Below are 5513 nucleotides of genomic sequence, written 5' to 3'. Positions count from 1 at the left end.
AAATATAACTGTATAAATCAATGCATACTGAGAGTTAAAATGAAATCTTATCCTTAGCTAGTTTCAATATTAATTTTAATATCAGTTTTAATAAGAAACTGAAAAATACTTATTATATCTATCATTTTTTTAATGACGGGTATTCTATCTATAAATTAATTTTGGATACAGTCTAATGAAGGTTACAAGTGCCGAAAAACATGCATTGTTATTACCAGATAATCGAACGTTAACTTGGTATGAATCTGGCCCATCAGATGGTCAACCGGTATTATTCTGCACAGGTGCAGGGATGAGTGGGCTATTAAGTATGGATGCTGATCTGTTAACTAAGTTAAATATTCGACTTATTACACCGACTCGTCCTGGTTTAGGTGAATCAACCTTTGATCCTAAAAAGACATTAAAATCGTTTTCTAGCGATGTATTATTCTTATTAGCATATCTTAATATTAAGAATATCAGTGTGATAGGATCCTCTCAAGGTGCTGTTTTTGCAATGGCCATTTGTTACTATGGTAAAGTGGATAAGCTGGCAATTGTTGCTGGTCAAGATCAACTAGATTATCCTGAAATAAAAAAACTGTTGTCCAGTGATGTGGTTAATATGCAACAACAGGCATTATTCGATCCTGATGGATTAAAGACCTGGATCATTGAAAATATCACCACTGACTGGTTAATGGATTTTATTTTGAATTATAGTGCTGATGTTGATTTGGCTCTTTATCAAGAAAATAAATTTTTTCCGGTTTATCAAGCTTGTATGAAAGAAGCATTTAAATATGGAAATAAGGGCTATGCTCAAGATTTATTAATCACGATGCAACCTTGGGGATTTACTCCAGAAATGATTAGCACACCTACAACATTATGGTATGGACTAAAGGATACGAGTACTGTTCACTCGCCTGATTTTGGCAAGTTATTGTCTCAACGTTTTCCCCATGCACAACGTTATGTCTATGATAATGAAGGTGGCTCTTTGTTGTGGACTAAAACATCACAGATTTTAACTAATCTTATTAGTTAATCTGAGCAAATAAGCAATAAAAACAGTAGATGGTATAAATATATCAGTAGATATTGATTGTTTTGTAAAATTATCAGTATCTACTTTTAGTAGGTTTATTCCCAATAAATAGCTATCTATTTGTAAAAGTTAACAATTTCATGGTAAATAAATCAAATAAAAAATAAATTTACACTTCTATAAAAAATAAAAGTGAAAATAGTTTGCTATAAAATAAATTCTATGACTTAATAGCGTCATTGGTTTGGAAGTACAGACCTATTTATGTTAGTCCAGTTTTTAGTAGTTCACCGTTTAGCGCTATCCTTGATACCTCTTCGTTGCGAATTCCTTCAAATAGTACCCATAAGTAAAAATCCGAAATCAAACCGCAATTAGCCTTATGGCATAACTAAATTTATTAAAGGAAATTCTATGTCTAATACAATGACTGGTACAGTAAAATGGTTTAACGACGATAAAGGCTTTGGCTTTATCACACCTAAAGATGGTAGCAAAGATGTATTTGTTCACTTTTCAGCAATTCAAAGCGATAGCTTTAAATCACTGAAAGAAGGCCAAGAAGTATCATTTTCTATTGAAAATGGTGCAAAAGGTCCAGCAGCTGCTAATGTTATCGGTCTGTAATAATTATGGATTATTGCGTCTAAGACTTAAAGATACTTATATAAGTGTATCTTACTAGACGAAATAACTGAAAAACCTCACTGATGTGAGGTTTTTTTATATCTATTATTTGCTAATAAAAATAAATTTTATTCTAACTGATATTATTAAAGTTTGGTAAATATTCACCATACATAAAAAAAGAAAATAAAAATAATTTTACTTACTTTGCTATTACATATTTTTCCAAAAAGATTAGAATAAAAGCAATCAGAAAATAAAGCTATGACTGGTAGTTTTTCTTTAAGAAAAGAATAGGAAAAAGCCGTTTAAAATAAACTTATATAAGATAAATGATAAATTTTATTAAGTGGTATTCACTAAGTAACTTATCTTAAATAAACTATCTTAAATAACTGTTGTCTAAATTAACTTAAGCTTAAAAGAAGTCTTTTAAGTGACGAAAGGACAAATCTTGTGTACGCTAAAAATTCTTTTTCACTACATCTGTTACACCCTAAATATTTTCTTACTTGGCTAGGCGTATTTATTCTTTTTTTATTAGTACAATTACCTTACACGTGGCTTTTATTCTTAGGAAAACATTTAGGATTACTATCGCGTTTTTTTATTAAAAGAAGAGTTTCGATAATAAAGAAAAATTTAGAGTTATGTTTTCCGAATAAAAGTAAAAAAGATATCGATAAGCTAGTTATGGAAAATTTATCAGCATTAGGTATCGCTCTATTCGAAACTGGCATGGCATGGTTTTGGAGCGATAACAGACTGAAAAATATCTATCAAGTCGATGGAATAACAAATTTTACTGAGGCTAATCGAAAGCATACCGGTATTTTGTTGATTGGTATTCACTCCATGTCGTTGGAGCTTGGAGGACGTATTATGGGGTTGTGCTTCCCTGTAAACGCAATGTATCGGCCTCATAATAATAAAGCGATGGAGTTTATTCAAACTAGGGCAAGATGCCGTTCTAATAAAGGTATGATTGATAGACGTAATTTAAAGTTTATGGTCACTGAATTAAAAAAAGGGAAGGCCATTTGGTTTGCACCAGATCAAGATTTTGGTTTAAAAGGAACCACCTTTTCACCATTTTTTTCGGTTAAGGAAACGTCTACTTCAAAAGGTGCTGTTATATTAGCAAAGTTATCAGGAGCTCCTTCTTTAACGGTAACATTGGTACGTAACCATGGTCATGATGATAAAAAATATAGCTTAATTATAGGTAAAGAGCTTCATAATTATCCAACAGAAAATATTCAAAATGATACAGATAGAATGAATCATCTGATTGAAATTGAGATTATGCGAGCGCCAGAGCAATACTTATGGGCTCATAGACGTTTTAAGACCAGACCCAAAGGTGAAGCCAGTTTTTATTAATAAAAAAAGACCAACACATTAAGTGTTGGTCACAGTAAATACTGGAAGCAATGTGAGCAATGTCGTTGCAAATAGTTTAGTAAAACACTCAACTATTCACGAGTTAAAAGATAATCATTCTCAACTAGATTGTCAACCTTAAAGTTTATAAGGGGATAAGTAGTGTGAGGGTAATGTAAAGGCCTACTCTAGATGCCTTGGTGCCTTGTATAATTTTTTGTTTTTAATAAGATACATAAAAATTGGTACAGACTAAGGGATATTATGCAGAGTTATCACTCTCTATCGGCTCAAGTTTATCAATTGGATAAACCGATAGGATGCAGTTTCGGCGATGTTGAATACTATCAACAGCGATTAAAAGATGTTAAAGGTAAAATTTTAGAGCCGGCAGTAGGAACAGGACGTATCCTTATCCCTTTATTGCAATCAGGTTTTAATATTGAGGGATTTGATCTTTCCGAAGAGATGCTTGAATTTTGTAAGAAAAATCTAATCGAGCATGGGTTTACAACCAACTACGTAACTCAAAATAATTTAGTCACTTTTGAAGTCAATACCCCTGTCGAGGCTATTATTATTCCTACAGGGACATTCCTCTTATTAAATACCCAACAGCAGGCGATCCAAGCCTTAAAACAGTGTTATCAAGCGCTTGAGTTTGGTGGGCGCTTATTGGTTGATATTAGTCTTGCCCATCATTTTGTTAAAGGTGAATGTACTAGTCGCCAATTTAATACACCAGAAGGCGATCTAATTACCTTACAGATAATTAATGCTGAAATTGATTATATAAATCAGTTAACTACTTCACACCATCGTTATGATAAATGGCGAGATGGCAAGATCATTGAAAGTGAATGGGAAGTTTTCAGCTTAAAATGGTTTGGTGTGTCTGAATTTGAACAAATACTACGCTTGATTGGTTTTAAACAGATCACAATATCAGCCGATTACCAGTATCTGCAAACCCCCAGTAATACGACAGAAATTATGACTTTTGAAGCGTATAAAAAATAGCATTAAATAATAAGAGGCTGTATTTAAAGCTAATTTTTTATAGCCTCATTTATTTCGCCTTTCTAAAGTTAATCAGAATATTGGCAGTTGTATTTTTATGTGTGGAATTATAACGTTGTAAGGCGTCCTTTTAAGGAATAACTCACATGAAAATACCCACTTTATTAAAGCATGGCTTAATAGCTACTTTGACCTTTATGGTTTCTTTGAATTCCTTCGCCGATCCTGGAAATGGTAAAGGTAATGGAAACGGAAACGGTAATCCTCATAGTCATCAAAATCAAAGAGGTAACAACGGTTTTAATAAAGGACATCAGAACGTAAACCAACAAGATGGATTTTCTTCACAACTGCGTATTGATAGTCGAGGAGGGCTCTCTGTCTCAATCACTTATGATGATGCAAGAGCATTAGCAATAAAGAACAATCTAACTGGATATAAAGGCCTTCCTCCGGGAATAGCAAAGAATTTAACAAGAGGTAAGCCATTACCTCCAGGTATTGCGAAAAAAGCCGTACCCAGCATTATGCTAAGTCAGTTACCGCATTACGATGGATATGAATGGCAGATAGTGGGTAATGATTTGGTGTTAATCGCAATAACTACATCAATTATTGCCTCTGTTATTAATAATGTTTTTGATTAAGGTAAAACATAGCCTCATTTTAATGTCATGTTATATCTGCTTCAAAACTATAAAACCTTCCTACTAACAGGGAAGGTTTTATGTTTATTGAAATGCAAAAATAAAAAAAAGACCAACGCTAGGAGAGTTGGTCAATAAATACTAGAAGCAATGTGAGCAATGTCGTTGTGAAAGACCGAGTAACGCACTCAACTATTCACGAGTTAAAAGATAATCATTATCATTTGAGTTGTCAACCCCACTAAAATTGTGACTACTATTTATTGATATAAAAAACCAAGTAATTAGCTATTTTATAAAAACAAGTGTTGGGTTTTTATTAATAATAACAAGTAGATCTGCTTCTTTATTACAATTAATCGCCTTTTCTATGGCACGCATTTTTTTTATCTTTTTTGCTAAATTCTTAACATGTTGAGAGCGTAATGACATTGTTGGTTTAACCATGATATTTCTCCTTAGTAGTAGAAGAGATAACAATAGTAGGGATATTGACTAAATGCAAATGATAATTAATATCATTTGATGGCTATTAATACCCTCACTTATTAAATGTGATCTGTATGGAGCGTTTTTATTGCAATTTTTCTTGTTTTTTTCCCGTCAACAGACTAAAAAATAAGGATAAAGTACTTGAGATAAATTTTTTATCAGAACTACCTTCTGCAAATATTCTATTTAGTGCTATAAATCTCAATAATTAATATCAAAAATTACTCCGTAAATATAGAGGTATTATATTTTGTATAATTTATATTTTAACCATACTTCATTTGAAATTTTTTATATAAGTAGTATGGTAG

General features: G+C 32.1%; 6 protein-coding genes. 5 read left to right on the top strand and 1 reads right to left on the bottom strand.

What is annotated here, in order from left to right; all coding sequences use genetic code 11:
- The first annotated feature begins 175 nt into the window (after positions 1-175).
- From ACYUCW_RS17525 to ACYUCW_RS17505, 5 genes are all read left to right on the top strand, one after another.
- Positions 176-1033 (top strand): alpha/beta fold hydrolase, encoded by an 858-nt coding sequence (locus tag ACYUCW_RS17525; RefSeq protein ID WP_163748711.1) that lies wholly within the window; start codon positions 176-178, stop codon positions 1031-1033.
- A gap of 414 nt (positions 1034-1447) precedes the next feature.
- Complete coding sequence (cspE, locus tag ACYUCW_RS17520) at positions 1448-1660, top strand: transcription antiterminator/RNA stability regulator CspE (RefSeq protein ID WP_004247021.1); 213 nt, start codon at positions 1448-1450, stop codon at positions 1658-1660.
- Positions 1661-2116: 456 nt separating this feature from the next.
- Positions 2117-3043 carry an LpxL/LpxP family Kdo(2)-lipid IV(A) lauroyl/palmitoleoyl acyltransferase gene (gene lpxL, locus ACYUCW_RS17515; protein WP_017827330.1) on the top strand — a complete coding sequence of 309 codons (927 nt, stop codon included), beginning with the start codon at positions 2117-2119 and terminating at the stop codon, positions 3041-3043.
- Between the two features lie 264 nt (positions 3044-3307).
- On the top strand, positions 3308-4063 hold the full coding sequence (locus tag ACYUCW_RS17510) for a class I SAM-dependent methyltransferase (RefSeq protein WP_004247023.1): 756 nt from the start codon (positions 3308-3310) through the stop codon (positions 4061-4063).
- A 146-nt stretch (positions 4064-4209) separates the two neighbouring features.
- Positions 4210-4710: an anti-virulence regulator CigR family protein gene (locus ACYUCW_RS17505; protein ID WP_004247792.1), complete on the top strand. Its 501-nt coding sequence runs from the start codon at positions 4210-4212 to the stop codon at positions 4708-4710.
- Between the two features lie 288 nt (positions 4711-4998).
- Here the strand turns inward: ACYUCW_RS17505 and ACYUCW_RS17500 are convergent, their stop codons facing one another.
- Positions 4999-5157, bottom strand: coding sequence for a hypothetical protein (locus ACYUCW_RS17500; protein ID WP_004247025.1), 159 nt, complete (start codon positions 5155-5157; stop codon positions 4999-5001).
- Positions 5158-5513 lie beyond the last annotated feature (356 nt).

It is taken from the genome of Proteus sp. MB838 (assembly GCF_054767435.1).
The sequence above is the reverse complement of the archived record's forward strand: the minus strand, read 5'-3'. Positions and strand labels throughout refer to the sequence as shown.

Coding starts and splice junctions, on each gene's coding strand:
- ACYUCW_RS17525 (WP_163748711.1), top strand. CDS start 176: ATGAAGGTTACAAGTGCCGAAAAACATGCATTGTTATTACCAGATAAT.
- ACYUCW_RS17505 (WP_004247792.1), top strand. CDS start 4,210: ATGAAAATACCCACTTTATTAAAGCATGGCTTAATAGCTACTTTGACC.
- ACYUCW_RS17500 (WP_004247025.1), bottom strand. CDS start 5,157: ATGGTTAAACCAACAATGTCATTACGCTCTCAACATGTTAAGAATTTA.
- ACYUCW_RS17510 (WP_004247023.1), top strand. CDS start 3,308: ATGCAGAGTTATCACTCTCTATCGGCTCAAGTTTATCAATTGGATAAA.
- cspE (WP_004247021.1), top strand. CDS start 1,448: ATGTCTAATACAATGACTGGTACAGTAAAATGGTTTAACGACGATAAA.